21 protein-coding genes and 1 pseudogene are annotated in these 24842 nt (G+C 39.0%); 14 read left to right on the top strand and 8 right to left on the bottom strand.

The genetic code is table 11. The annotated features are described in order from the left end of the window. Positions 1–24: 24 nt before the first annotated feature. The 4 genes from LA20531_RS05045 (at position 25) to LA20531_RS05030 (ending at position 5167) form a co-directional block, all read left to right on the top strand. Positions 25–606: an iron-sulfur cluster assembly protein gene (locus tag LA20531_RS05045; RefSeq protein ID WP_056939620.1), complete on the top strand. Its 582-nt coding sequence runs from the start codon at positions 25–27 to the stop codon at positions 604–606. Continuing rightward, positions 606–1814 (top strand): DUF438 domain-containing protein, encoded by a 1209-nt coding sequence (locus tag LA20531_RS05040; RefSeq protein ID WP_056939621.1) that lies wholly within the window; start codon positions 606–608, stop codon positions 1812–1814. Before LA20531_RS05045 ends, LA20531_RS05040 begins: the two co-directional genes overlap by 1 nt. A gap of 98 nt (positions 1815–1912) precedes the next feature. Further along, positions 1913–3130 carry an MDR family MFS transporter gene (locus LA20531_RS05035; protein WP_056939622.1) on the top strand — a complete coding sequence of 406 codons (1218 nt, stop codon included), beginning with the start codon at positions 1913–1915 and terminating at the stop codon, positions 3128–3130. A gap of 84 nt (positions 3131–3214) precedes the next feature. Beyond that, complete coding sequence (locus LA20531_RS05030) at positions 3215–5167, top strand: M13 family metallopeptidase (protein ID WP_056939623.1); 1953 nt, start codon at positions 3215–3217, stop codon at positions 5165–5167. 486 nt (positions 5168–5653) lie between these two features. Here the strand turns inward: LA20531_RS05030 and LA20531_RS05025 are convergent, their stop codons facing one another. Next, positions 5654–7672 carry a KUP/HAK/KT family potassium transporter gene (locus LA20531_RS05025; protein WP_056939624.1) on the bottom strand — a complete coding sequence of 673 codons (2019 nt, stop codon included), beginning with the start codon at positions 7670–7672 and terminating at the stop codon, positions 5654–5656. A 297-nt stretch (positions 7673–7969) separates the two neighbouring features. On the opposite strand from LA20531_RS05025, the pseudogene LA20531_RS05020 reads away from it, so the two are divergent. The 3 genes and pseudogenes from LA20531_RS05020 to LA20531_RS11840 all read left to right on the top strand — a co-directional run bounded on the left by LA20531_RS05020 (position 7970) and on the right by LA20531_RS11840 (position 9765). Continuing rightward, a pseudogene (locus LA20531_RS05020) lies at positions 7970–8958 on the top strand (RNA-guided endonuclease InsQ/TnpB family protein). 480 nt (positions 8959–9438) lie between these two features. After that, positions 9439–9624, top strand: coding sequence for a hypothetical protein (locus LA20531_RS05015; RefSeq protein ID WP_056939625.1), 186 nt, complete (start codon positions 9439–9441; stop codon positions 9622–9624). A gap of 9 nt (positions 9625–9633) precedes the next feature. Continuing rightward, positions 9634–9765, top strand: a complete 132-nt coding sequence (locus LA20531_RS11840) for a hypothetical protein (protein ID WP_257790272.1) — start codon at positions 9634–9636, stop codon at positions 9763–9765. A gap of 73 nt (positions 9766–9838) precedes the next feature. Here the strand turns inward: LA20531_RS11840 and LA20531_RS05010 are convergent, their stop codons facing one another. The 5 genes from LA20531_RS05010 to LA20531_RS04990 all read right to left on the bottom strand — a co-directional run bounded on the left by LA20531_RS05010 (position 9839) and on the right by LA20531_RS04990 (position 14320). Further along, the gene (locus LA20531_RS05010) at positions 9839–10276 is read right to left on the bottom strand and encodes a hypothetical protein (protein ID WP_056939626.1); all 438 of its coding nucleotides are present in this window, start codon (positions 10274–10276) and stop codon (positions 9839–9841) included. A 284-nt stretch (positions 10277–10560) separates the two neighbouring features. After that, entirely contained in the window at positions 10561–11175 is a 615-nt protein-coding gene (locus LA20531_RS05005; RefSeq protein WP_056939627.1) for an RloB family protein, read from the bottom strand. Further along, a complete protein-coding gene (locus LA20531_RS05000) occupies positions 11156–12433 on the bottom strand; it encodes an AAA family ATPase (RefSeq protein WP_056939628.1) in 1278 nt (425 codons plus the stop codon). Before LA20531_RS05000 ends, LA20531_RS05005 begins: the two co-directional genes overlap by 20 nt. 124 nt (positions 12434–12557) lie before the next feature. Next, positions 12558–12971, bottom strand: coding sequence for a hypothetical protein (locus tag LA20531_RS04995; RefSeq protein ID WP_056939629.1), 414 nt, complete (start codon positions 12969–12971; stop codon positions 12558–12560). A gap of 197 nt (positions 12972–13168) precedes the next feature. Continuing rightward, the gene (locus tag LA20531_RS04990) at positions 13169–14320 is read right to left on the bottom strand and encodes an RNA-guided endonuclease InsQ/TnpB family protein (RefSeq protein ID WP_056939630.1); all 1152 of its coding nucleotides are present in this window, start codon (positions 14318–14320) and stop codon (positions 13169–13171) included. Between the two features lie 333 nt (positions 14321–14653). Between LA20531_RS04990 and LA20531_RS04985 the strand changes: the two genes are divergently transcribed. The 4 genes from LA20531_RS04985 to LA20531_RS11560 all read left to right on the top strand — a co-directional run bounded on the left by LA20531_RS04985 (position 14654) and on the right by LA20531_RS11560 (position 17674). Continuing rightward, positions 14654–14869, top strand: coding sequence for a DUF1659 domain-containing protein (locus LA20531_RS04985; RefSeq protein ID WP_014565523.1), 216 nt, complete (start codon positions 14654–14656; stop codon positions 14867–14869). A gap of 50 nt (positions 14870–14919) precedes the next feature. Further along, a complete protein-coding gene (locus LA20531_RS04980; protein ID WP_056939631.1) occupies positions 14920–15189 on the top strand; it encodes a DUF2922 domain-containing protein in 270 nt (89 codons plus the stop codon). Between the two features lie 528 nt (positions 15190–15717). Continuing rightward, positions 15718–17040 (top strand): S-layer protein SlpH, encoded by a 1323-nt coding sequence (gene slpH / locus LA20531_RS04975; protein ID WP_056939632.1) that lies wholly within the window; start codon positions 15718–15720, stop codon positions 17038–17040. 289 nt (positions 17041–17329) lie between these two features. Next, a complete protein-coding gene (locus LA20531_RS11560; protein ID WP_236704132.1) occupies positions 17330–17674 on the top strand; it encodes a hypothetical protein in 345 nt (114 codons plus the stop codon). Between the two features lie 156 nt (positions 17675–17830). On the opposite strand, the gene LA20531_RS04965 is transcribed toward LA20531_RS11560, so the two are convergent. Together LA20531_RS04965 and LA20531_RS04960 are read right to left on the bottom strand one after the other, a co-directional pair. Beyond that, entirely contained in the window at positions 17831–18352 is a 522-nt protein-coding gene (locus LA20531_RS04965; RefSeq protein WP_236704133.1) for a hypothetical protein, read from the bottom strand. A 129-nt stretch (positions 18353–18481) separates the two neighbouring features. Beyond that, complete coding sequence (locus LA20531_RS04960; RefSeq protein WP_236704134.1) at positions 18482–19990, bottom strand: SLAP domain-containing protein; 1509 nt, start codon at positions 19988–19990, stop codon at positions 18482–18484. 476 nt (positions 19991–20466) lie between these two features. Here LA20531_RS04960 and LA20531_RS04955 point away from each other — a divergent pair, with 476 nt between their 5' ends. The 3 genes from LA20531_RS04955 to LA20531_RS04945 all read left to right on the top strand — a co-directional run bounded on the left by LA20531_RS04955 (position 20467) and on the right by LA20531_RS04945 (position 24770). Beyond that, positions 20467–21696 carry a glucosaminidase domain-containing protein gene (locus tag LA20531_RS04955; protein WP_056939633.1) on the top strand — a complete coding sequence of 410 codons (1230 nt, stop codon included), beginning with the start codon at positions 20467–20469 and terminating at the stop codon, positions 21694–21696. Between the two features lie 14 nt (positions 21697–21710). Continuing rightward, positions 21711–22820 (top strand): SLAP domain-containing protein, encoded by a 1110-nt coding sequence (locus LA20531_RS04950; protein WP_056939634.1) that lies wholly within the window; start codon positions 21711–21713, stop codon positions 22818–22820. Between the two features lie 90 nt (positions 22821–22910). Then, positions 22911–24770, top strand: a complete 1860-nt coding sequence (locus LA20531_RS04945; protein WP_056939635.1) for a monovalent cation:proton antiporter family protein — start codon at positions 22911–22913, stop codon at positions 24768–24770. The last annotated feature ends 72 nt before the right edge of the window (positions 24771–24842 follow it).

Here is a 24842-nt window from a genome sequence, read left to right as displayed (position 1 = left end):
ACCCTTATTTTGTGGAGAAAAATGATGAAAGAAGAAAAAATAGAGTTAGTTGATCAGATTATGACGGCCTTGCAAGAGGTCATCGATCCAGAATTGCAGGTTGACATTGTTAACTTGGGTTTGATCTACGGCATTGATATTGATGGTACGAAGGCCACGGTAAAGATGACTTTGACGATCAGTGGCTGTCCACTTTCTACTTATTTGCAAGATCACATTAAACAGGCTGTATTGACCGTTAACGGCATTGATTCATGTCAGGTACAATTAGTCTGGTATCCTGTTTGGTCGCCTGAGAGGATGACTGAGGCCGCTAAGAAGCAGCTGGGGATGCTTGATGATCAAAGTGAAAAAGAAGAGATCGAAGATACTGAAAGAGAACAAAAAGTCATCGACTTTTCTGTGCCAATTAAAAAGCTGGCTGATGAATATCCTGATTTTATCCAGATTATGTATGACTGCGGTTTTACCAGAATTAAGATTCCAGGCTTGCTCAGCACAGTAGGTAGAGTAATGACGATTCCGCTTGGTGCACAAGCAATGAAGATCGATTTAAACAAGATTAAACAGGCTTTTGAAGAAAAGGGCTACAAGGTGATTGAATAATGGCGAATTTAAGTAAAGAAAGACAAGAGGCACTGCTCAAGATCTTGCATTATATCCAAGATGGCGGCGATTTTGCGACAGCGAAGAAGATGTTTCAGGAGGCGTTCGATAAGGTCGACGTATCTGAAATTACGGCAGCAGAGCGGGAATTAATCGCACAAGGTTTGGATCCACGCAAGATTCAATATTTGTGTAACGTTCACGCTGATGTGTTTAGGGGCAATATCAAGGAAAACAAGGAGAATCCTGATTTTTCCATGCCAGGTCATCCGGTGAACACAATCAAGCAGGAAAACGTGGTTATCAAGTCGCTGGTCAATGACTTTTTATTGCCTAACTTGAAAAAGTGGAAAGATAACAAATCTGATGAAACCTTAGATAAAATTAAACAAGCATTGTCTGATTTAGCCACGATCGATAAGCACTATGCGAGAAAAGAGACCTCGCTTTTTCCACTAATGACCAAGTACGGCATCACTGCTCCGCCACAAGTAATGTGGGGCGTGGATGACAAGATTAGACGTTTAATTAAACAAGCAAATGAGATTGCTAATACTGATCCAATTGATGCAAAAAAATTAGATAAGGCAATCAAGGAAACTAGCCACGAAGTACTCGAGATGATCTTCAAAGAAGAAGACATCATGATTCCAATGATCGATGAAGTGGCATCCCCCGAAGATTGGGAAAACGTTAAGCAAGAAGAAAAGCAAATCGGTTACACCTTGATCAACCCACCAATGAATTGGAAGCCAAAAGCAGAACCAAAGGCTGCCGGCCCAATTTCGGTTGATAATCTTTCCAGCTTGTTCATTAACTTCAAGGAAGGATCATTGAATCTAAAACAACTGTCCGCAATTTTAGATATGTTGCCATTTGCTTTAACTTTCGTCGATGCCAACGACAAAGTTGCCTACTTTGGCGGCGGTGCGAATATTTTCCCTCATTCTAAAAACGCGATCGGCAACTCCGTCTTCTCCTGCCACACACCGGCCAGCAAGCCAATCATCGAGAAGATCTTCAAGGAATTTCATGAAGGTAAGAAGAACGAGATCTCATATTGGTTCACGCCAAGAAAGATGGGTAGAAAGCTCTATTTGCGTTACTACGCCGTCCATGATGACGATGATCAGTATCTGGGATGCCTCGAGGTGGCGCAAGATATCACCGACATTGAAAAATTGACGGGACAAAAGAAAACAGAATAAGTTAAATAGTTTACGAACAGTGTCAGCTTGGCACTGTTCTTTTTTTGTACTTCTTGATAAGCTAGACAATGGAGAAAAAGAACATTAGGGAGGCAAATATGAAAAATGCACATGGAAAAATTAAAACTGATGAAATTAAGTTAATTTGGCTGATCGTAGGTGTATTAGCTACTTGGATCGGTGCTAGTTTCATTTGGCCATTAACTTCTGTTTACTTAAACAAACAGCTGCACATCAGTCTGTCAATCATTGGTGTGGTCCTGTTCTGTAACTGTGCTGGCAACATCCTCGGCTCAATTATTTCAGGACGTCTTTATGATAAATACAATCCGTACCCATTGATGCTCTGGGGCTTAGGTCTAGATGCCGCAGTCTTATTTTTGATGGCCGCATTTCATGGCTGGCCAGAATATTGGGTCTGGCTGACTTTGACCGGCTTCTTGGGCGGCTGGAACGGAACTTTGATCAACTCCGTTGCCACTAGTTTGAAAAAATATCCGGGCCGCTACGTTTTCAACGTTTTGTACTTCTCACAAAACTTGGGTGTGGTAACCGGTACTTTGATCGTAGGATACCTCTACGACTTCTCAATTACGCTTCTATTCGTGATTGCGGCACTACTCTTTGTAATTGCCTTCATCAATGCAGTCTTCAACTACAAGCCAATTATCGCCTTCCACAAGGAAAGAATGGCCAAGCATAAGAAGGGCGAAAAGCACAAGGCAGAACCAATGCCAAAGCGCAACTTCATTATGACGATGGTCTTCTTCACCACCCTGGGCGTAACGTGGTTGATGTACATGAACTGGGAATCCAACTTGTCCGTTTACATGGTTTCACTTGGAATTCCATTCCACTTGTACAGCTTGCTTTGGACCCTTAATGCCGGCGTTATCGTCATCATGCAAGGGATCCTGGCTCGTTTTCCTAATATTTTTAAAAATCTCTTCCATCAGATCATCTTTGGGATCTGCATGTTCTCACTATCGTTTATCACATTAGTTTTTGCCAAAGACTTCGCGCACTTCGCTTTATCAATGTTCATCTTGACCTTGGGTGAATCAACCGCGTTCCCAGCTATTCCTGCTTACGTCAACGACTTGTCACCACTCACCAGTAAAGGCAAGTACCAAGGTGCCAACATGGTGGCTTCCGGGATCGGGCGTGCGTTTGGACCGCTCTTTGGTGGTTTAATCATCGACCATGCTGGTTATATTCCATTCTTCTGGGTAGCCGCTATCGTGATTGCCTTGATGATCGTAGTCATGATTCCAACTTACATGAGAGTGCACAAAGAATTAACTATTTATAAGTAAGTAAAAAGCATACAAAATTAAATTAAAATGATATAATTAGCTTGATTTAATTTTTTAGACACCAAAAAAGGAGGATTTTCCTGAATGAATAATAAAATGGCCGTTCGCGGCGGTGCCGGCGACATCCTCGAACCAAAAGTAGGTACTCGTCCACAAGATAATTTATACTTAGCAGTTAACTCTGAATGGCTTGAAAACGTCAAGATTCCATCAGACCGTTCAAGAATTGCCAGCTTCGACAACATTGACCTTGATGTTGAAAAGAAGTTGATGAAGGACTTCGCAGATTTTGCCGATGGTAAAAAAGAAGTTGCTGATGTACCTAACTTGAAGAAGGCAGTTGAACTTTACAAGTTAGCGCGTGACTTTAAGCGTCGTGATGAAGATGGTGCTAAGCCTATCCAAGCTGATTTAGCCTTGCTTGAAGGTATTCGTGACTTTGCTGACTTCAACTTGAAGGCTCCAGACTTGTTCAAGGCGGCTTTTGCATTGCCATTCAGCTTCGACGTTGATGCCGATATGAAGAACACTAAGATCAATGTATTGCAATTCTTCGGTTCATCAATTTTCTTGCCAGATACAACTACTTATAAGACTGATGCGGCACAAAAATTGCTCGACGTTTTGAAGAAGCAATCAATTGAGCTTCTTAAGATGGCAGGTCTTTCAGCAGGTCAAGCTGAAGAATACGTTGACGATGCCATGAAGTTCGATGACAAGGTATCTAAGGTAGTTAAGTCATCTGAAGAATGGGCAGACTACCCAGCAATGTACAACCCAATGCCAATCTCAGACTTTGAAAAGAAGATTACTAACTTCAAGATGGACTACTTCTTGAAGGAAGCTTTGGGTGAAGTTCCAGACCGCGTAATCGTCGCAGAACCTCGCTACTTGGATCACTTCGATGAATTGATTAACGAGGACAACTTCGATGAAATCAAGGGTTGGATGATCGTTAAGTTCATCAATGGTGTTGCTAGCTACTTGTCACAAGACTTCCGTGAAGCATCATTCCCATTTAGCCAAGCTTTGTCAGGTCAACCAGAACTTCAAAGCCAAGAAAAGCAAGCATACCACCTTGCTAACGGCATCTTTAGTGAAGTTGTTGGTGTTTACTACGGTAAGACTTACTTTGGCGAAGACGCTAAAAAAGACGTTTTATCAATGATTCACAAGATGCTTGATGTTTACGAAGAACGTATCAAGAACAATGACTGGCTTTCTGAAGAAACTAAGCACAAGGCAATCGTTAAGTTACGTGCCTTGATCTTGAAGATCGGTTATCCAGACAAGATTGAAGAAATCTACGATCGTTTGCACGTAACCCCAGCTAGCGAAGGTGGTAGCCTTTACTCAAACGCTAGAGCTGCTGAAATTGAACAAGTTAAGTACAACGTAGAGAAGCTGCACAAGCCAGTTGACCGTAGTGTATGGCTCATGCCAGGTAACTTGGTTAACGCTTGTTACGACCCACAAAGAAACGACTTAACTTTCCCAGCCGCAATTTTGCAAGCACCATTCTACGACTTGAAGCAAGATCGTGCTGAAAACTTCGGTGGTATCGGTACTGTTATCGCCCACGAAGTTTCACACGCATTCGACAACAACGGTGCGCAATTCGACGAATACGGTAACATGAAGAACTGGTGGACTGACGCTGACTACGCAGAATTCAAGAAGCGTACGCAAGCTGAAATCGACTTGTTCGACGGCATCAAGTATGGTCCTGTAACTTTGAACGGTAAGCAAATTGTTTCAGAAAACATTGCTGACCAAGGTGGTTTGACTGCTGCTGTTCAAGCTAACAAGGGTGAAAACGGCGATATGAAGAAGTTGTTTGAAAACTTTGCTCGTATTTGGGCTAATAAGCAACTTACTGAGTCTATTAAGACGCAAGTTTCAGTTGACGTTCACGCACCTGGTCCAGAACGTGCTAACGTCCAATCACAATGCCAAGAAGAATTCTACAAGGCATTTGACGTTAAGGAAGGCGACGGTATGTGGCTTGATCCTGAAAAACGTGTAGTGATTTGGTAGTTTAGATAAAAATAAGCACGAGGTTCTTTTGATTTAGAACTTCGTGCTTTTATTTTGTCATGGTAAAATATTGTAGAATAAGTGTTGTGATCTCATTGATCATGGATGCATGCATGCAAGACGATAACTTGCAAGTGGCTCTGCCGTTGTGCAGAGCTTTTTTCATCATGTTATAATAGTAATAGTATGAAGAGATGATACACTATAACGTGTGTTGAGAGTCGACTAGCTATCGACTCGAAAGAATTGTGGGCGGTCGAAAGACCGCTTTTTTCTGTCGTTAGAAAATTGAATACAACTATAATATTTACTCTTTATTAATATTAAAAAGCACAAATGTTAGCCATTTTACATTTTCAACACTATAATAGAGTTGATTGCAGTGCCGCTACTACGCTGAAGTCTTTATAACTTACTTACTACCCATATAATAAGTTTATTGCACTAAAAAAGGCGCCCATCACGGGTGCCTTTTTGATTTATCTATTATTTACTTTTAGCGTTGGAATAATCCTTAGGCTTAATTCTCTTAATGTAAGATGGATTTGGACGACCTAAGATCAATGGAACACGTTCGATCACAGTGTCCGCATATTCCAAGCCGAACCATGAGGCAGGGTTGGATGACAAGTTCTGCAAACGAACACGTGCTTCAACCAACCACTTTTCATAACCAACCAATTGGGTTTGTGGACTGATGACGTCGTTAACAATAACGAATGAGAAGTCACCTACATCTCTACCAGGAGTAGTAGTGAATCTTTGTGGTTGAGCCTCAATCGTACCATCTGCAATCAATTCATGAACAATTTGCCGTAAGTAGACGTTAACGCTAGTCTGCTTCTTGAACCCTAAGTAAAGCTGAACGTTGATTACGTTCTTAGTACCGTACGTATTTACTGCGTATTCGGCGGTAAATGGTTCGTTAGTTACGTTAACAGTGACGAACCAGTAAGCCTTCGCACGCTTGGGATGTTTATCCAAAATTGAGTACAAGATTTCACGTTTAATGAACTTGTTGTACTTAACGTTGGCCATGTAAACCAAGTTAGTTGCGTAGGTAGGGTAATCTTCATCGTGACTCAAGTTAGTCAACATGTCGGTGTATTCGTCAAGACGAACGTAGGCATTGCGTGATTCACGCTTGTCACGAACCTTGTTACCGTAGTACCAAACGTACATGATTGCCAAGATAAAGCCAGCAATTAAAACAGTTACGTAACCGCCGTGTAAGAATTTAGTCAAACTGGAGATTAAGAACATCCCTTCAATAAAAGCGAATGCAATCAAAAAGATCAAGCGTAAGTAAAGTGGTTTGCCTTTTTTACCCAAGTATTCAAACAATAATATTGTAGTCATCAACATAGTGACAGTAATTGCCAAACCATATGCTGCTTCCATGTGGTGTGAAGTTCTGAATAAGAACACAATTGCTACAGTTACCACACAGATCATTTTGTTAATTGATGGAATATAAATTTGTCCTTTTTCAGTTGAAGGATAAATAATATTCATTCTTGGTAAAAACTTTAAACTGCTGGCCTCAGCGACCAAAGTAAACGATCCAGTAATCAATGCCTGGGAAGCAATGATAGCTGCGATCGTAGCCAAGGCGATGGCAAAAAGACGCAAATTGCTAGGAACAACTTCAAAGAATGGATTGAAGTCACCATTACCAGTATGATAGCTAGCATTATGCAAAATCCAAGCGCCTTGGCCTAGGTAGTTTAATGAAAGACAAACAAATACATATGGCCAAGAGCCTATAATATTCGCTTTACCTACGTGTCCAACATCCGAATATAACGCTTCAGCACCAGTAGTAGCCAAGAAGACAGAACCCAAAATTAGGATCCCGACTTTATTAGCTGGACTAAACAAAATTCGAATAGCATGAATGGGATTAATCGCTTCCAAAAGACTCCAATCATGGCTCAAGTTAGCAATGCCAACTACTCCTAAAAAGGTAAACCATACCAACATAATTGGACCAAATGCTTTACCAATAACGCTGGTTCCCATCCTCTGAATTGAGAATAAAATTACCAAAATGATGATAGTAATCATAATTACAACTTCTTGAGAAGGAACCGGAATCACATCACCAAAGCGCATATTCTTTAACCCTTCAATCGAAGTGGTAACGGTCACTGCTGGTGTCAAAGTACCATCGGCAAGCAGAGCTGCACCACCAATCAGAGCCGGGATGACCAGCCATTTGGCTCTTTTTCTAACTAAAGCATAAAGAGAGAAGATTCCTCCTTCGCCATGATTAGTTGCCTTCAAAGCAATCATGACATATTTGACAGTAGTCAACAAAGTTACTGTCCAAAGAATTAACGAGATTGAACCAACGATCAATTCTCGATTAACGTTGGCAATCCCACCATTTTCAGTCACAATTGATTTCATTACATATAACGGACTTGTTCCGATATCACCATAGACGATACCAATGGCGATAAGTAAGCCAGCCGCACTCATGCGTTTGGACGTATTATTCATTATCAAATATCTCCCACAAAATAATTTGTAGCATTAATATAAAAAAAGAAAATGCCACGCTGACATTTTCTTGATAAACCCATTTTCTTCCATTTGAGGTCACATTGCAAGGAAAATAATTATGTTTTAATGTTACTCGACAGTTCAGTAAAATGTGTAAAGGAAAAAAGAAATTTTACTATGGATTATCAAATTTTAAGGCACATTATTAGTAATAAACTTTATTGATTACTTTTAAAAAACTGGTGTTCTATTTATCCCTCTGATATAATTTTTATCAAAAGGAGGGGAACAAACGTGCTAAAAGGAATAAAATTACGACTATATCCCAACCACAATCAACAAGATCAACTCTGGCAAATATTTAGTAATGATCGTTTCGTTTGGAATCAAATGCTTGGCATGATGAAGGAGCGCTATAAAAACAATAAAGACTTACCGTTTTTATCTTTTTAAGGTTCTCTTATACAGGCAAAGCAGTCGTCCATGTAACCGGTAAAAGATATCTAAAAATACCTAAACTAGGATATATTAAAACCAGTAAGACAGATATCTTAAAGGAGACTAGGATTAAGCGTTATACTATTGTGCTTGAACCAACTGGAAAATATTATCTAGGCTTGCAAGTGGAAACTAAACCAGTTGGGTGTTTCGAACAGTCTGGTAAAAAAGTGGGAATTGATGTTGGGTTAGCTGATTTAGCTATTTTATCTAATGGTCTTAAGTACCCTTCTTTTAAAAGTGCTTACTATGAAAAGAAAGTAATTAGCTGGCAGAAAAAGTATTCGCGTAGAAGGCATTTAGCTCAGATGCTTTGTTTGCAAGATAAATATCGCCAGGCTCTTTGCCCTAGAAATTTGAACAGTTTTTCTAACTGGAAAAAAGCTCAAAAGACTAAGGCTACTTATCAAGCTAAAGTAGCTGCACAGAGAAAAGACTATCTCCATAAGCTGACAACACACTTAGTTAAGCAATATGATGTGATTGCAATTGAAAATTTGAAAGTCAAAAATCTTCAAAAAAATCACCGCTTGGCTAAAGGAATTGCCAATGCTTCTTGGAGTATGTTTCGTCAGATGTTGAAATATAAATGTGAATGGTATGGTAAAAAATTAATTATCGTTGATCCTAGAAATACTTCTAGAATTTGTTCTAGCTGTGGTCATAATAGCGGTGAAAAAACACTGGATATTCGTGAGTGGACATGTTCTAAATGTCAAGTTCATCACGATAGAGATATTAATGCGGCAGTTAATATCTTGAATAGAGCAATGTCTACGTTATAAAAATTTAGTTTATATAGCATAGACATAGAAGAGCCAACTGGTCAGGAACTGGCCTTGGTAAATAGCTGAGTTCTGTGGGTTAGGTATAGCATTAAGGCTAGTAAAATCCTAAACACTACTTAGTGTTCCCAGAAACCCGATATTTTAGTATCAGTGTAGTTCAGCGGTATATCGAACACCCTGGAGAAATAGCATAGTAAAATAATTAGTGGCAATTAAAGTATGTTGAGCGGGTGCGCAACAAAGGTGAGCTGATTACTTACCGAAAGACGTCTTGAGGGTGGTTGTTGAACCAGCCTTTTTCGTTACCCAAAAATATTTGTCGAAATGTGCTATGATATGATAAACGAATAAGAAACTAAAAATGGATCATGGAAGGAACTCCTTCTAGCATTTATTGATAGAGTGAATTGGAAATTCATTCGAATTAAGGCTCTGCGAAAGCAGGGCTTTTTTGATATAAGGTGAAGGTTAAAAACTATGAAAGAAGATAAAAATAAAAAAGGGGATGCAGTAGATCCCGAAGTGAAAGAGTTTATGAATGAATTTTACAATGAGCATAGTGATCTTATGAAAGAACTAGAAGACGATCAAGCAGCCAGCGATTTTGCAAAGAAGTTTATAGCAGAGCATAAAGAAGCTTTTGATGCTTTGAAAGATAGGTGAAGTGATACTATGGCAATCTCAGAGAAAGAACTTAAATCCATTCAGGAAACGAACTACTTGTTAGGTAATAAGGCAAATAGAGAAAACCTAATGGAATCAATTCATCAAGTAAAAAAAGAAAGGGCGTTAACTCCAGAATAATTTGAAGAGTTAATGCGTGAGACTGAAAAGTAACAAAAAAAAGCTCCCAATCGGGAGCTTTTTCAATAGCAAATTATGAAAGTGATGAAGGAATTTGTCTACGTTGATCTTCATCCCATTTTTCCCATGCTTCGTAAGTGAGCATTTCTTCTGGCTTAACACCAGTCTTTTCAGCCATCACCTTAAGCAAGTTCTTGAAGTTGTAGTCGTGGTATTGCAATACGTGGTCAACCAACTTCTTGCGTGGGAAGTGAATGTTGTTCAAAAGGTAGCCGTTGATATCAACCATGTTGTGGTTAGTATCGTAAAGGTTGATTACTTCAAGATCGTCTTCATCGAATTCAGCGATGTAAAAGTTAGCGAAAACCTTCAAGTAGTCAGGTTGTTCCTTGAATTCTTCAGCTGGCATGGTAGTCTTGTTAGCTTTTGGCATTACGACTTTAAGTTCGTCGTTTTCTTCTTCATTTTCTTTATTTGCTTGAGCTTGTGCGTTTTTTTCTTCTTCAGTCAAAGTTGTTACCCCTTTATTTAGAAAATAAGTAGTACAAAGTCAATAATAATTCTATCTACTTTTGCAAATAAAAGCAACTAATCTATTTTACTACACTTGTTAGGATGATGTGGGGAAATATTGGATTATATAAAGTAGGAACTTTCTAAAGCAATAAAAAAACCTTGCGATAGGACGTATCCATTAGAGCAAGGGGATTGATCTTTCTATAATTCTAATAGATATTGAACTTTAAAGCAAACTACCGTATGTATGGGATGAAAATTGGGGCAATGATGTGAGAATTAATATTGTTCCGTTTGGAAAATATCTTTTAGATATAAATTTACGTTGGTGTAAGGATCTTTCTTGATGATCTTAGTAGATTCATCACTAGGTGAAGAAATTCGATTAGCATTCTTAACTGCGGTTGATATTCTATCACGAAGGATGTTTATCTTTTGTCCTTTGTTTCTAGAGTATTCTTCATTGAAATATTTCTCGCCTGATAATTTAGCAAAAAGTTGTTTTCTAGTGTAAGCAGCAGTTACTGGTTCAAAGTGCATTAAGATCCAAACTTCGAAGCAAATGTTTGAGAATAGAATCGTAATATCATATCTAGATTTTTTGGCTTGATCAAAGCATTCCGATAATTCTTGTGGAGTGTGTTCATCGTGGTCAAAAACTAAAAATATCTTGTCTTGCTTATTTAATTTAGGGTCTTCTAGCACATCGTGCAACAAAGCCATTCCTGAACGAGCCATTGATTTTACTTTGATAGAGTAGCGTGAATTTACGGATACATTGCTTTGATGATATTTCTGCTTGAGCATGTTGAAGTAATTCTCTTCAGTTTTGCCTTCGCAGTAAATTCTAATTGTTGGACGTAGGTCTAACTTTTTACTCTTTCGTTTTCTCATTGTCGGTTCCTTTATGAATCTCTTGCAAAATATCCATCAATCCTTCTGTATCAACTACAGGCATACTGCCGAATTTGCCCTCGATGTACTTCTTGGCCAAGTTGACATCGAGTCTGCCACTGGTTCGGGGATTGCTAAAGTCAAAGACTGATTTCAAATCACTGACGCCTTGGAAGTTCTTGTCGACGAGATAGATTTGGTCGATTCGGATTGGATTATCTAGTAGTTGCACATCTTGAGTAGTCAAAATGAACTGATTCAAATTCTCTTTTGAGTTGAAGATTTGGATTAATGTTCTGGCGAGTTCGGGATGCAATGAAGAATCAAATTCGTCAAACAAGATAGTTCTGTGATTACCATGCATTTGAGCATCCAGAATTACCAAGGCAATGTACAAAATGCGTTTGGTTCCGTCGGATTCTTCAGTTAATGGAAGTTCGGCTTGCCCTAGCAAGTCACCGTCATCGTTGTAGACCTTGTGACTGGTGAAAAGCATAGGGACGGTTCTAGGACTGGTGTCTAAAGGATCACTACCAGTTGAATATGGAATGTTTCTTACTGTGATGTCAGAAATGTTAAAGTCAGCAGCTTGCAAGAAGGAGAGTAGTTCATCTTTTATTTGCTTATTTTTCAATAGCTCTGCGAATTCCTTGTCGATGATTACGTGGTTGCCAGACAGGATGATAGATAAATCTTCGGCGAACCACTTGTAAATATCACTTGCAGGGCTATCGTTGTTTTGCTGGGCTAAGAACAAGAAGAGGGCATTCTTCCTTAGGCGAGGGATGAGATCTTTCAGATTATCAGGAATAATTGAAAAATCTTGCCCAGTTCTTTCAAAGTATGTTTCTTCCTTGTCGCCGTTGATGAGTACAAGCTTTTCAGTGGAAATCTGTTCATTATTATAGCTGAAAGAATAGTCATAGATCTGCTTGTTGAATTGAATGACAATACCAAAGGTTGTGTCTTCATGTTGATTCCTCTCGTTAAAAATAAATGGGGTGTATATTAGGGGATCGGTCACAGCCTTAGCGCCACCATTGAGAACAAGATGCTTCATTACATCTAGTCCGCGGAGCAATCTAGATTTTCCGGCACCGTTAGGCCCGAAGATCAGGAGATTCTTGAGCAGAGAAACATCCTTGCCTTGGAATGTGTTGGTGTCCTTGTACTTATATAATCTTTCGCCGGTTTGAGCGGATAAAATTGCTTCGTTCTTAAAGGAAGCATAGTTCTTTAGTCTGAATTCTATTAGCATTGTCTTCACCTCATGTAGTTACTTAAATTTTAGCATCATTTGTACTAAGATCACATAAAAATGTGATTCTGTACTAAAATGTAATAAAAAACACCATTTCTCATCCGAAGATGAAGAATGGTGCTTATTTTCCAGTCTTGCCACTTTGGGTGTTAGATTGAGCGGCTGAAGATTGGGTTGATGACTGAGTAGAAGATTGCGTGGTGCTAGATTGTTGCTTGTCGTCATCGCTTGAAGATGATTGCGCAGAACTGTTCTTATCCTTGTCTTGCTTCTTGTCGCTGCTGGAGCTGGAAAAATTGCTGCTATCAGATGACTTGCTTGCATTAGAATCGCTAGAAGAATTATCTTCCTTATTATTGTTCTTACCATTATTATCGGCAGGGCCGGACTTAGGATTCTGACCCTTGCTGGAGCCGGATGTGTTGGTAGTGTTCTCGTGTTGCACAGCGTTGGTGTGGTGAATGTAAGCACCGGCGCCGCCTCCACCTAAGACGAATAGCGCAAAAATAACACCCCAAAAGATTAATTTCTTCATTGTAAAAGTAACTCTGCTATATAAAACACAGAAATATGTAAGAGATAATTATATTTCTTACATACCAGAAAGAAATATATTTTCCTTTCCACGTTTTATTTACTGCCGTCTACACTAGTATTCCAACATTCCAATTAAGGAGTAGCCGCATTGACTAGTTCTTGCAGCTTAAGGGCTTAGCCATCCCCAAATAATTCTTATTTTGCTAAAACTAAAAGATTTAATACTGCATTATCATCGCGATCATTTTGATAACCACATTTATAGCATACATATTCGTTGTGCTTGGTACCATATTTTTTATTACCAGATAAAGTGATCTTTTCGTCACCTGTTTTAACATAACCACATTTAGCACATCTTTGTGTTGAAGGATATGTTTTATCAGCTAAAATTAACCCTTTTTTATACCACTCACATTTATATGTTAGAACCTGCCTAAATTTACCAAATAACGATCTTTGCATTCCTTTTGAAGCAACATGCGACATCATCATTTTCTTAACTTGTAGATCCTCAATAACAATTTGATCGTAGTTATTTACCAAATAAGTAGTAAATTTTTGCAAAAGATCGTTTTGAATATTTGCCGCCTTGCGATAATCACGTTGAAGTTTGGTTCTCACTTGTACATAATTATTGCTTTGAGTAGCTAATTTACCATTGATCTTTCTTTTTCTTGCTAGCACTTTTTGATAATGCTTGATTCGTTTGTATATTTTCTGCAATTTAGTTGGTAAAACACTGATTTGACCTTCGGTATAGTTAAAATGACCAACATTAACATCTATAGCTGTTTTTGTGCCAGTCTTTGTTTTAGCTGGAATGTCTTCTTCGTAAGAAAGGGCTGCATAATAATGGTGTCTTTCTCTGAAGATACTAGCAATTTTTATCTGCGTCATTTTAAGCTTCTCATAGGTTGAAATATTATACCAAGACGAAATATTTTTCGGTTTGTCTAATCGAAGCTTGCCATTAATTACCTTAGCTCGATCGGTTTTAAAGCCTTGTCTAATATTTTTCTTTGATTTAAACTGTGGCTTACTCCAATCAGTTTGAGCTTTATCAAAGAAGGCCTTCCAAGCATTTGCTAGATCCTTAACAGTTAGTTGCAGACATCTAGCAGACAAAGAAAATTGCCAATCTGCTTTATTTGCAACAAGTTCATCTCGAACTCGTCGCTCATTAGGACTGGGATTATCAGTCTTATTTAAAGTATGAGCATCATACATTGTCTGCCAGGTAGCCAAAGCTAGATTCCAACAATATCTACGATAATCGCAAAGATTATCCAATTGCTTTCTCATCGTTTTATTTGGTCTTAATTCAACTACTTGAGTCTTAATCAATTGTCTCACCTCCAATGCAAACATAAGTTTAGCAAAGGAGAGATGTGTCAACAAGCGAACAAAATATTAAATCTTTAGTAGGCCACAAGTCTACTTCTATGTTTTATCTTTCTGAATAGACTTGGTAGTATTTATATTTTAGTTTCACTTCATTCCTTTATTATATTGAATTATTATTCTTTACTTCCTCTCCCTTGATTAGAAAAATTATTTCAACAAATTTGGCCCATTTTTAGGTTTCAAATTGTTAGTAATAGTGTAAGACATCTGGCCGGCAGGTTGATTACAAAAAGCTCAAAATTTAACAAATATTAAGATGGGGAGAAATTAAACATGAATTTTGAATTAACTGAACAATCAATCCAATTTACTTTCGGTAACAAGGAATACAAGAGCGGACTTAAGAACCGTAGCTTCAAGAATGTGTCTAAGGATGCGCAAGCTGATGCCCTTCAAAATGTGGGTAAGGCAATTGCAAGTCTTCAAGACGATTCACTTGATGATGCGATCTTAATTCAGAGAAGACGTATTGTCGAAGCAGCTGAATAATTAGGCAAGATAAGTTAGTTAACATAATAAGGAAAACAAGGAAAATTTAAATGGCTAAGACTACTAAGACTTTGAAGTTAACTTTTTTGAATGGTAAGAACAAGAAGACAAGTGTTACGTTGGGGGATGCAATGGATAATTTTACTGCAGAACAAGTTCGCGGTGCGATGACTACTATTGCGTCAGCTAACGTATTTGAGAAAGACGGTGTTAAGAATTACGTTACTCCTCAATATGCTTCATATATTGAACGTACTGTTAGCGACATCTTTAACGATGGGGATGCTGATCAAGCAGAATCTGCAGACGAGCAAGACTAATCTTGAGTTGTTATTTGAGGTCATAGATTTACTGAAAAACAAACTTGTTAAAAAGTGAAGTATCACACTAGTTTAAATACGAAATCTTTGTAGAAACATTAATACAAATATTACTTTTTTGCTGAAGTTTGTTATACTTTTGTAAAAAAAGGTAAAGATTCTTAAAGAAAAAAGCGGACTGGAGTCCGCCTTTTTCTTGTTATAGCTAGGATTTGGCTATTTATTAAAAAAGAGGTCGGTTAAACGTTGATGTGACGGAAAAGGTGAAAAATATTACAAAAGAAAGATTTCAGTTTATTTAACTTGCTATTTTTTGCTCAGGTTAGTAAAATAGGAACCGTGGTAAGTAATAGGACGTACTTCAGGCATGACGCCTGTACGCATGCTGATTCTTCAGCAATGACTACTACCTCGTGAGAGTTATAGACTCATGGATCTTGTTTTGAAGAGTTTTGTACATTATAGGCTCCTTTCTCATGCTGACCTATGGCCTATTACATTTTTTATATTTCAAGGAGGAAAGACCACATGAAGAAAAATTCAAGAATTGTTAGCTTTGCTGCTGCTGCTTTATTAGCTGTTGCACCTGTTGTTGCAACTGCTATGCCAGTTAACGCTGCTACTACTATTAACGCTGGTTCAGCTATCAATACTAATACTAATGCTAAGTACGATGTTGACGTAACTCCAAGCATATCTGCTGTTGCTGCAGTTGCTAAGAGCGATACTATGCCAGCTATCTCAGGTAGCCTTACTGGTAGTATTTCAGCAAGTTACAATGGTAAGTCATACACTGCTAACTTACCAACGGATTCAGAAAATGCTACTATTACCGATAGTAATAATACGACTGTTAAGCCAGCTGCATTAGAAGCTGGCAAGCCTTACACAGTAACTGTTCCTGGTGTTTCATTTAACTTTGGTTCAGAAAATGCAGGTAAGGATATTACTATTGGTTCAGCTAACCCAAATGTAACCTTTACTAAAGATAAAGGTGACCAACCTGCTTCAACTGTAAAGGTTACGTTAGACCAAGATGGTGTTGCTAAGCTTTCAAGTGTACAAATTAAGAATGTTTACGCAATTGACACTACTTACAACAGCAATGTAAACTTCTACGATGTAACAACTGGTGCTATTGTAACAACTGGTGCTGTTTCTATTGACGCTGACAACCAAGGTCAACTTAACACTGCATCTGTTGTAGCTGCAATTAATTCTAAGTACTTTGCAGCACAATATGCTGATAAGAAGTTGACTGAGGATAATGTTACATTTAACACTGAAACTGCTGTCAAGGATGCTTTAAAGGCTCAAAAGATTGAAGTAAGCCCAGTAGGTTACTTCAAGGCTCCACATACTTTCACTGTTAATGTTAAGGCAACTTCAAAAATTAACGGTAAGTCAGCTACTTTACCAGTAACTGTAACTGTTCCTAACGTTGCAGAACCTGTTGTTCCAAGTCAAAGCAAGACTGTTATGCACAACGCATACTTCTACGACAAGGACGCTAAGCGTGTTGGTACTGACAAGGTAACTCGTTACAACACTGTAACTGTTGCTATGAACACTACTAAGCTTGCTAACGGTATTTCATACTACGAAGTAATCGAAAACGGCAAGGCAACTGGCAAGTACATCAACGCAGACAACATCGATGGTACTAAGCGTACTTTGAAGCACAACGCATACGTTTACAAGACTTCAAAGAAGCGTGCTAACAAGGTTGTTCTTAAGAAGGGTACTGAAGTAACTACTTACGGTGGTTCATACACCTTCAAGAACGGTAAGCAATACTACAAGATCGGTAACAACACTGACAAGACTTACGTAAAGGCTTCAAACTTTTAATTAAGTCTAAGTAGTATATAAGGAAAACGAGGCAAATGCCTCGTTTTCCTTTTGCTCTAATAAATAGTACTAAAAATACCGTAGCTTAATTTGGCTACGGTATTTTTTAGGTTAAATCATTTTACTCTGCCATGCCTTCTATCATCACGGTACACCTTATAGATGACAAAAGCCAATGTTTTATACTTTTTTCTTCTAGTTTAATAACATATATCTTATAAAATATGTATATAATTATTAGAAATATAATAAATATAGATATATTTAGACATAAGGGAGTGTGATGAATATGTCAGCCTACAAGCGTCGTAACATGGGGGTTATCAGCTTGCCCACTGACATAGAATATCGTAATTGGTCCAAGGACCTTACTAAGTGGAAAATTGAGAACGACTCACAACTAGCGCAGTATCTCGTCTATGATCTCGGTGAAGCCGCAGCTTGGGATAACCTTGTTGCATTAAAGAATGAAGCTAAGAAGCTTAGTCAGCTTGAACAGGTAATTCTGTTTGAACATTTGCTTGAGAAGAAGACGATCACGCAATTAGTCGAAGAATGTGGCGTGCCACGCATTGCGTTGAAACGATTGAAGAAGCAGTTATTGCAGAAGCTGCGTAATGTAATGGAAAAATAGTAAACAATGAACTAGGTGCTAGACTATACAGAAAAAATTACGTTATTAGGTGTAGGTTATATTAAGAAAACTGCATTTTATTCAAAAAAGTGCAAACAAAGGCCATTACTCGAATTCCGGTTGAGTAATGGATTTTATTAGTTGTACTATAAAATCCTATCTTCTTTTTCTAGTATGTTTGGCAACTTTCTTATGAGCTTTTTTGTGACTTCTCTTATGTGTTACTTTTTTATTTCTCTTTTTGGCTTTTTTCTTAGTGGTTTTCTTGGTATTTTTAGCAACATTTCCTAAACTTGTACAACTTAACTTACCATTTTTAATAGTAAAATCAAATTCAATTCCGCCTTGTGCAATGGCACCGTGTGCACTAACATTCGCTGATCCCAGAATTTCGCCATTATTATTCGCAATAATAATTGATCGATCAGTTGAAGTGGGTGTCAAGCCTATTACTGTTGCCTGAGCTTTCAAAGTATATTTACCATCGGTTAAAACAGTATCATTTGTTTCAATCTCAGTTCCAGAATTATTGACTAAACTAATATTATTAATTGAAGCAGAGCCGTTAATTTTAGTGCTATTAATATATACATTTCGTTCACCAAGAAGATGAGTTATAACATTCTTTTTAGTTATAGTCGATGCAGCTTGAGTAGTGTTGGGAACACTAGTTTTCAATGAAAACACTGGAGCTGTAGCGAATAATCCTGGTAAATTTAAAACGTTTTTTCATTATAATTTTCTCCAAAAAAAGACAGAGCTTTCGCCCTGCCTTTCTTATTTATCAGTGTGTCCTACAAGACTTAATTAAAAGTTTGAAGCCTTTACGTAAGTCTTTTCAGTGTTGTTACCGATCTTGAATGTGTCAGTACCACCGTAAGTAGTTACTACAGTACCCTTCTTCAAGGTAACCTTGTTAGCACGCTTCTTTGAAGACTTGTAAACGTATGCGTTGTGCATAATAGTCTTGCTTTGGCTTGGAACAGTAGTGTCTGGCTTAGTTGCAGTTAAGTCTGAGCTCTTTACGAATTCGTTTGAGCCTTCCTTGTTGATACGAGTGTATTCAACACCGTTAACAGTTACCTTGCCGAAGGTGTAAACAGTTGCACCCTTTGAAAGTGTTGAAATATTAGCAGCTTCTGAAACAACGTTACCGTTAATGTTGTAAACCTTAGTGTTATCAGCCTTTACGTATTCTTGTGGAGCCTTTTCAGTAGGACCCATTACAATTGCGTAAACAACAAGCTTTGAAGTGAAGCCAGCTGGGTTAGTAGCAGTAATAGTTACTGGGTACAAACCTGCAACACTTGCATTAACCTTGCTTGAATCAATCTTGATGTTGCTTGGGTTAATTAATTGTTGGTGAGCAGCTAAGTCTGCTGCAGTCTTGTCAAAAGTAGTACCAAAAGCGCTTTGTACGTAAGTTTTGACAGAATCAGTTACAATAGCATCGTTAAACTTACCGTTTACAATAACCTTTGTCTTATCAGTATCCTTAAGTACTAAATTGCCAGAAGTCTTACCGTTTGACATAACGTTGTCATTGTAGTAAACATTTCCATCAAATACAAATGCTGGTGCGTTGTAGTTTACTGAAGCGTTAATTCTTACAGTGATTGAAGCAGTGTTACCATTTTCTGTCTTAGCAGTTAACTTAAGGTTGAAGCCGTTTGCTGGGTAATCAAAGCTACCGTTTGAAGCACGCTTCAAGTCTTGAGCTACTAATTGGCTTTCAACATCTGAAGCAGTAGTAGTCATTTCAATGTTATCGTTTGATTGATCACTAGTCTTCCAAGCGTAGTGTTTCTTAATAGCAGTCAAAAGTGAATCTGGTGTAAAGCCGTTAGCAATTTCATTTAATGAAACAGTGCTACCATCATTTACAACAGTGTTGGTATCTTTGTTGTAGAAGTAAGGAGTACCTTGTTGGCTAGCAAACTTAGCATTTACAGTAACTTGGTAAGGTTTGTTGTTTACAGTAAATGTAATAGTTTGTTGGAATACACCATTTGCATTTTGACCAGTTGCTGACTTAACAGCAATGTCCTTCATGTCTTCAGGCTTAGCATTGCTTAAATCAGCACCACCTAATTGCAAGATAGCATCTTTTTGAGCATCGCTTAACTTAACGCTAAATTGAGTGTTTGAGCCACGGTCAAGCACAATAGTACCCTTTAAAGTACCAAGATCTTTTACTTGAGTAGCAGTAGTAGTTGTAGCAGCGTCAGCAGCTGAAACAGTAGATACGGCAGAAGCAGCAACTGGAGCAACAGCTAATAAAGCAGTAACGCTAACAATTCTTAAATTTTTCTTCATGTGGTCTTTTCCTCCTTGAAATATAAAAAAATGTAATAGGCCATAGGTTCAGCATGGTGATAGGAGCCTATAATGTACAAAATCATTCAAAGCAAGATCCACGAGTTTATAACTCTCGCGAGGTAGTAATCTTGCTGAAGGATCAACAGGCTGCACGCCTGAAGCACGTATATTGAGTACGCGATACTAGAGTAGGTGTGGTGTGGGAGTGATCCTTCCTCTTATTTGCTAAGGGGAGGTTGAGTGGGTTCTTTCCGCCGCGGCTTTTCGCTAGCTGTGAATAGAGCACAGCAAAAACAAAAAAGGTTTCCAACAATAACATCGTCCTCAAAATTAAAGTGCAAATATGCATGTTTTATTTCTATTAAAATAACATAATTGAAATATTACTTTTATCATACAAATCAGCCGAATCCCTTGTTTTAAAATAACTTGCTAGATACAATAGAACTGTTAATAATAGGAGGAACCAACTTATGAAGAAGAGACTTTTGACCAGCATTGCTAGCGCAGTTATGTTGACTTCAGTAGCTACGCCAGTTGTAAGCAATGCTATAAATATTGTTCATAGCCAAAAAGTTTCCGCAGCAACAACCGATGAACAAGCAGAATTTTTGAATAAGGCCGCCAAGCAAGCAGTAAGAGCTGCTAAGAAGTACGGTACTTATCCATCAGTCATGATTGCTCAAGCCATCGTTGAAAGCGGCTGGGGCCAATCAGGATTGGCAGTTAATGCGAACAATCTTTTTGGTATGAAGGCTGATGATAGTTGGACTGGTGCCACTTATACCTCTAAGACGCGTGAAGAAGATAAGAACGGCAAGAGTTACTACGTCACCGCTAAATTTAGAAAATACAATACATTGGAAGAATCATTCGAAGACAACGGACAAAAGTTGCGTGAAGGTGTGTCCTGGCAACCACTTCGCTACAAGGGTGCCTGGATCGAAAACGCCGATAACTATGCTCAAGCTACCAAGGCTTTGACCGGTACTTACGCAACCGATACCCAATATGATTCCGCACTTAACTCAAGAATCACCGCTCACAATTTGAGCAAGTATGATCCAGTTGTCACTAAGACTGCTAAGGTTTACACCGTCGAAAAGGGCGGCTCAGTCTACAACTGGCCAACCGACCACTCAGTTGCTAGTCCAGTCGGCTCAGTTAAGCAAGGCGAAAAGGTTACTGTGACCAAGACCATTACCTATAATAATGGCTCATCCAGAATGTATATCGACGGCAAGGGCTGGATCAACGGCAGTGCTCTTGGCAAGGGCAAGAAGAGCAGTAGCAGTGAACCAATCACTCAAGCTCCAAAGGGTGTAACCAAGATCCAAAAGAACTTGATGCACAATGCCTACGTATATGACAAGAACGGCAAGAAGCTCGCTGGCAAGATGTTCAAGGTTAACGACGAAGAAGGCGCTAAGTTAATCAACACTTACGGCACCAAGACCATCAAGGGCAAGAGCTACTACCGTATTGGCGAAAATGAATACATCGCAGCCGGCAACATCGACGGTACCCTTAAGTTCTTGAAGCGTAATTCTTACGTTTACAACCAATATGGCAACCGCGACAACAACTTGAAGCGCAAGAAGAACGAACAAGTTGCTACCTACGGTAGCGCCGTAACTATTAACGGTGCCAAGTACTACAGAGTTGGTATCCGTCAATACATCAAGAAATCTAACTTCATGTAATAAAGGATGGTTTAGTGAAGCTAAAGAAATTAACGATCGCATTTATTGCGGCCATCAGTTTAATCGATACGTTTAGTTTTAATAATGAAGAAACTCAAGCGGCATCGATTAACACTGAAGCTAAGAAATATAAGTACAGCGGTGTTACTTATTTATACAAGATGCTCAAACTTGAGGGTATCAAGTACAACAAATTCCCTGGCGTTGAATACCAAAATGGTAAACCAGAGGGAATTGTCGTTCACGAAACCGATGACCCTGGTGCCACTGCCCACGATGAAGCAATTTACTTCAACCGTGAATGGCAGAACATCCAGGCCTATGTTCATGCTTTCGTCGACAGTAAGCAAGTAATTCAGATGCGCTCACCCGACATGGGTACCTGGGGTGCGGGTCAGCAGGCGAACAACCGATTTATTCAAGTTGAATTGTGTGAAGAAGATAGTAGGGATGCATTTATTAAGTCAATTAATAATGATGCGATCTACATTGCTAAGCTTTTACACCGTTACGATTTGCAGCCGGACAATGCCTGCGATGATGGTCAAGGTACGATTTGGTCGCACCACGCCGTCAGCAACTTCCTTGGTGGCACTGACCACGTTGACCCCGATGGCTATTTTGAAAAATGGGGCTACAGCATGGATCAATTTTATTCATTGATTAAGTATTACTACGACTTGCAAAAGAAGAATACTCAATCTCAATCTAACTTGAAGGACAAGGATAAGGATCCAAACAAGACTAAGGAAGAAATTCCAGTTGTTCAAGGTGCTGTAACTTTAGGTCACGATGCCTACATCTATGATGCTAAGGGCAAGAACACCAAGAAGCTCAAGTACGCCGGCAGTCCTGTTGTGGTCATGGGTTACAAGATGATCAATGGCAAGAAGTACTACCAGATTGGCAAGGACCAATACGTAGTTGCTTCAAACATCGACGCAACGCCTAAAACCGTGAACAAGGATACTTACTTACGTACTCGCACTGGTGAGATCGAAAAGCAAAACAAGGTCAAGAAGGGCAGCCGAGTATTAGTCTACGGCAGCAAGATTACTATTAAAGGTCAAAAGTACTATGCACTGAATGCTACACAATATGTTTTAGCAAGTGACGTAAATTAAGAGAAAAATATGTCTTATTCCTAAAACGATGGGAATGAGGCATATTTTTTTGTATAATGCATGTTGATTGAATGAAAAAAGGGGAAGAGTATGGCACAATTATCGCTATTCTTAGTCGTATTATTGGCATTAATTATTCCAATATTTATGGCTCGTTTTCAAATTAGCAATGTCCCAACCGCGGTAGCCGAAATTATCGTGGGGATTATCATGGGATCGAGTGGTTTCAACCTGATTTCTTCGACGCACGATCTGACTTTTTTGTCTAATCTGGGCGTGATCTTACTGATGTTTTTATCAGGGATGGAAATCGACTTCGATTTATTGCAAAGAAAGAATAATCCGAAGGGTAGATCACAAGCCGGAAAAATGGTTGATCCGCTGAAGACAGCCGTGATTGCCTTTAGTGGAATCGTCGTCATGGCTGTGGCCCTGGCCTTTGTTTTGAAATGGATCGGTTTGTTCAGCGAAGTTATGCTGGCTGCGATTATCTTGATGACCGTTGCTCTCGGCGTGGTGATTGCCACCTTGAAGGAAAAGGACATTTTGGGTCGGCCAATTGGCCAGACGATTTTGTTAACAGCTGTGCTTGGTGAAGTTATTCCATTGCTTTTGCTTACCATTTATGCATCAATCAACGGTGGTAACGCAGGACAATTATGGTTGATCATCTTGTTGTTCTTGGCCGCAATTATTCTTTTGCGTCGATTTAAGCAACCATATTTGTGGTTTGCCAAGGTGACGAAGTCAACGACGCAACTAGATATTCGTTTGGCATTTTTCTTAATTTTTGCACTAGTTACTGTTGCCGAAACTGTTGGGGCTGAGAACATCTTAGGTGCCTTTTTGGCTGGGATGGTCATGAAGCTGCTTGAACCAAGTGAAGCAACTAAGGATAAGTTGACCTCAATTGGTTATGGCTTTTTTATTCCTATTTTCTTCATTATGACAGGGGTAAGATTGAATTTGCGTTCATTCTTGACCCATCCCTCAGCCTTAATGCTTTTGCCAGTCTTGGTTATTTTCTTATTGCTCGCCAAGTTGCCGGTTGTTTTAACCTACATGAGATTCTTTGAAAAGCGCAATGCTTTTGCCGGCGGCTTCTTAACTGCTACAACCATTACGATTGTTTTGCCAACCTTGCAAGTTGCGAGAAGATTGCACGCCATTACTTCAACACAATCCGATGCCTTTATTTTGGCCGCAGTTATCGTATGTATTTTGAGTCCGATCGTCTTTAACTCGAGTTTCGTTTTGTCACCGGAAGACAGAATCAAGAAGACCGTTACCTTTATTGGGGCCAACGCCTTCACGGTGCCGGTTGCCCACGACTTGCACGATAATTGGTACTCAGTCAAGATTTATACTGCTAACAAAGTCGGCTACGAAACTTATGATAGCCGCGTTGATAATATTACCTTGTTGCCTGATTTGAATAAGGAGACCTTGGAGAAGGCCGGCGCATATGATTGTGATATCTTTGTGGCTGCCAGTCACACGGATGAGAACAATGCCGACTTGGCAAGGGATGCTAGAGAAGCTGGAGTAGAGCGTGTAATTGCACGACTCAGTCAGGTTGATAGCGATATTGTTGACGAATTTAACCAAAGAGATATTGAAATTTTTAACTTTACCAATATTCGTTCTGCCTTGATGCGTGCGTTGATTGAATCGCCAACCGTTTACCGGATTATTACGGATACGAAGAATATTCTTTACTCAGTTAAGGTTACGAATACGCATTACACTGGGCGTCCTTTGGCCGATTTGGACTTTATCGACAAGATTACGGTCAGTCGAATTTGGCGTGGAGATCAGTGGCTGGCTCCGCACGGCTGGACTGTGATTGAGCCGGGGGATGTTTTGGTCTTCTCTGGTGAATTCAAGGATGCTGATCAGGTACGGAATTTGTTAAGTAGTCATGATCAAGATAAGAAGGAACTATCATAAGATGGTTCCTTTTTGTTTGGAATGTATTCCAAATGAGAGACAAAAATGGTATTTATTTGGAAAGTATTCCAA

The sequence above is a fragment of the Lactobacillus amylovorus DSM 20531 genome (genome assembly GCF_002706375.1).
GTDB classification, from domain to species: Bacteria; Bacillota; Bacilli; order Lactobacillales; family Lactobacillaceae; genus Lactobacillus; species Lactobacillus amylovorus.
This window is presented reverse-complemented; position numbering and strand designations above follow the sequence as displayed.

What these genes read in the sequence shown, in the direction of transcription:
- LA20531_RS04995 (WP_056939629.1), bottom strand. Translation starts at nt 12,971, where the DNA reads ATGAAGAAATTAATCTTTTGGGGTGTTATTTTTGCGCTATTCGTCTTA.
- LA20531_RS11560 (WP_236704132.1), top strand. Translation starts at nt 17,330, where the DNA reads ATGTCAGCCTACAAGCGTCGTAACATGGGGGTTATCAGCTTGCCCACT.
- LA20531_RS05045 (WP_056939620.1), top strand. Translation starts at nt 25, where the DNA reads ATGAAAGAAGAAAAAATAGAGTTAGTTGATCAGATTATGACGGCCTTG.
- LA20531_RS04955 (WP_056939633.1), top strand. Translation starts at nt 20,467, where the DNA reads ATGAAGAAGAGACTTTTGACCAGCATTGCTAGCGCAGTTATGTTGACT.
- LA20531_RS05000 (WP_056939628.1), bottom strand. Translation starts at nt 12,433, where the DNA reads ATGCTAATAGAATTCAGACTAAAGAACTATGCTTCCTTTAAGAACGAA.
- LA20531_RS05015 (WP_056939625.1), top strand. Translation starts at nt 9,439, where the DNA reads ATGAAAGAAGATAAAAATAAAAAAGGGGATGCAGTAGATCCCGAAGTG.
- LA20531_RS05005 (WP_056939627.1), bottom strand. Translation starts at nt 11,175, where the DNA reads ATGAGAAAACGAAAGAGTAAAAAGTTAGACCTACGTCCAACAATTAGA.
- LA20531_RS05030 (WP_056939623.1), top strand. Translation starts at nt 3,215, where the DNA reads ATGAATAATAAAATGGCCGTTCGCGGCGGTGCCGGCGACATCCTCGAA.
- LA20531_RS04985 (WP_014565523.1), top strand. Translation starts at nt 14,654, where the DNA reads ATGAATTTTGAATTAACTGAACAATCAATCCAATTTACTTTCGGTAAC.
- LA20531_RS04960 (WP_236704134.1), bottom strand. Translation starts at nt 19,990, where the DNA reads ATGAAGAAAAATTTAAGAATTGTTAGCGTTACTGCTTTATTAGCTGTT.
- LA20531_RS05035 (WP_056939622.1), top strand. Translation starts at nt 1,913, where the DNA reads ATGAAAAATGCACATGGAAAAATTAAAACTGATGAAATTAAGTTAATT.
- LA20531_RS04980 (WP_056939631.1), top strand. Translation starts at nt 14,920, where the DNA reads ATGGCTAAGACTACTAAGACTTTGAAGTTAACTTTTTTGAATGGTAAG.
- LA20531_RS05025 (WP_056939624.1), bottom strand. Translation starts at nt 7,672, where the DNA reads ATGAATAATACGTCCAAACGCATGAGTGCGGCTGGCTTACTTATCGCC.
- LA20531_RS04945 (WP_056939635.1), top strand. Translation starts at nt 22,911, where the DNA reads ATGGCACAATTATCGCTATTCTTAGTCGTATTATTGGCATTAATTATT.
- LA20531_RS11840 (WP_257790272.1), top strand. Translation starts at nt 9,634, where the DNA reads ATGGCAATCTCAGAGAAAGAACTTAAATCCATTCAGGAAACGAACTAC.
- LA20531_RS05040 (WP_056939621.1), top strand. Translation starts at nt 606, where the DNA reads ATGGCGAATTTAAGTAAAGAAAGACAAGAGGCACTGCTCAAGATCTTG.
- slpH (WP_056939632.1), top strand. Translation starts at nt 15,718, where the DNA reads ATGAAGAAAAATTCAAGAATTGTTAGCTTTGCTGCTGCTGCTTTATTA.